The following is a 1,571-nucleotide window of genomic DNA, read 5'->3' on the forward strand; positions in this document are numbered from 1 at the left end:
GGAACAGCCGGAGCAACAACCCTCAGCCCCCGCTTCAACAACTCGGGAACAACAGCGGAATAACTGGACGCATCCGCGAACGCACCATGCACCAGCACAACGGTCGGCTTCTCAGAACGGGACATGATCGGGCTCATTTCTTGCTCATGACGAGTGGCGATCGGCTACGGGGACTCGCTGCGGACGGGTGGGTCCGCGGGATTCCGGCACTGCGGAGTGACAGGCCGGACACGGCACGGATCCCCGTAGCAGGGCCCTGCCGATCAGTTGGCGAGTGCCCCAGCCCTCGGCTCCCCGGGCCGGATTCGGCAGCGGGACCTTCAGGGGTGAGAGCCGTGGGTACGGAAGTAAACGTACTGGTCGCACAAGAGCGGGACTTGTCTCTGTGTGCCCCGGACGTTATCCCTGAGCGCTACAACTCCCGCCGTTGACAGGACTGGGCTGTAGTGGGCATGCGAAAAGCGGCAGCGGCCAGTACCGCACCGCTGCCGCCTCGGGCGTTCCTTGCCCGGCGGTACGTACCGCGGCGCAAGGAAACGTACTGGCTGATCAGCCGTTCCAGCCGTCCAGGAAGGCCAGGACCTCCGCGTTGACGACCTCGGGCTTCTCCTCCTGGCAGAGGTGTCCGCACTCGGGGATTGCCAGACCCCGGACGTCGCGGGCGATGCCCTTCCACACGTCAAGGACGTCGTAGGCCTTGCCGACCGCGCTGAAGTCCTTCCCCCACATCGTCAGCACCGGGCAGTCGATGAGCTGATCCTCGTCCTCACGATCCTGCGCGACGTCCTCGGCGGCCGCACGGTAATCCATGCACGAACCGCGGACCGCGCCCGGCTGCCGGTAAGCACGCACGTAGACATCGATCTCCTCGGCCGACAGCATGTCCGGGTTGTACGACCAACTCCGGTAGAAGTACGTCAGCCAGGCCTCCTCGTTGCCCGCGATCAAAGCCTCGGGCAGATCAGGAACCTGAAGGAAGGTGAAGAACCAGTAGCCGGCACGAGCCATGGCGACGTCGTAGGTCTCCGCGATGACTCGCGTCGGAATGTTGTCCATCGCGACGAACCGGTCGATGCGGTCGCGATGGTCCTTCGCGAACCGCGTACCCACACGCGCTCCCCGGTCATGACCGATCAACGCGACCTTCTCGTGGCCAAGATGATCCATCAGAGCGATGATGTCATTGGCCATGGTGCGCTTGTCATAACCCGACGCAGGCTTCTCCGTGTCGCCGTAACCCCGAAGATCCGGCGCAATGACCGTGAACTTCTCCGCCAGAGCCGGAATCTGCTTCCGCCAGCCGTACCAGGTCTGCGGAAAACCGTGCAGCAGGTAGACCGGCGGACCCTGACCCGCACTGACCCAGTGCTGGTTGATTCCATTGAGCACCGCAGTGTGATGCGTGATTTCCATCGAAACAGTCATGCGACTCTCACGTTCTGGAGGAAGGGAAAGGCTGACACGCCTCAGGCTTCGGTGGCGTTGATGGCTTCTTCGATGAAGGCGACGACCTTCTTCGGGTGAGCGAGCATGACCAGGTGCGAGGAGTCGACCTCGATGGTGGTCATGCC

At 63.2% G+C, this 1,571-nt stretch carries 1 protein-coding gene and 2 pseudogenes; all 3 read right to left on the reverse strand.

Going from position 1 to position 1,571, the window contains the following annotated elements:
* Positions 1 to 125: pseudogene (locus ACIBCU_RS38270) on the reverse strand (alpha/beta hydrolase); the annotation flags it as partial.
* Positions 126 to 549: 424 nt separating this feature from the next.
* On the reverse strand, positions 550 to 1,425 hold the full coding sequence (locus ACIBCU_RS38275) for an alpha/beta hydrolase (protein ID WP_362943726.1): 876 nt from the start codon (positions 1,423 to 1,425) through the stop codon (positions 550 to 552).
* Positions 1,426 to 1,466: 41 nt separating this feature from the next.
* Positions 1,467 to 1,571, reverse strand: a pseudogene (locus ACIBCU_RS38280) (alpha/beta hydrolase); the annotation flags it as partial.

It is taken from the genome of Streptomyces sp. NPDC051064 (assembly GCF_044455985.1).
GTDB lineage: Bacteria > Actinomycetota > Actinomycetes > Streptomycetales > Streptomycetaceae > Streptomyces.